Consider the following 268-nt stretch of genomic DNA (forward strand, 5'->3'; position numbering starts at 1 on the left):
TTTGAATATTCTGATGCAAGAGTAGATGATGCGCGTTTAGTTATTGGCAATGCGCGTGATGCAGAAAAGAGGGGAGCTGATATAAAAGTACGAACAGAAGTTCTCTCTTTAAAAAAAGAAGACAATAAATGGCGTATCTTTCTTCAAGACAAGTTAAGTAGCAAAGAATATAGTGTCACAGCTTCTTATGTCGCGAATATGACAGGACCTTGGATTGATCATGTTTTGGCAAGCATATTAGATTGTAAAGAACATCCACCAGTACGGC

1 protein-coding gene is annotated in these 268 nt (G+C 38.1%); it reads left to right on the forward strand.

What is annotated here, in order from left to right:
- A partial coding sequence (locus tag ACFILW_RS10890; RefSeq protein WP_375685841.1) for an FAD-dependent oxidoreductase occupies positions 1-268 on the forward strand: 268 nt, incomplete at both ends.

This window comes from Bartonella sp. TT110JLCBS, assembly GCF_042193405.1.
GTDB lineage: Bacteria > Pseudomonadota > Alphaproteobacteria > Rhizobiales > Rhizobiaceae > Bartonella.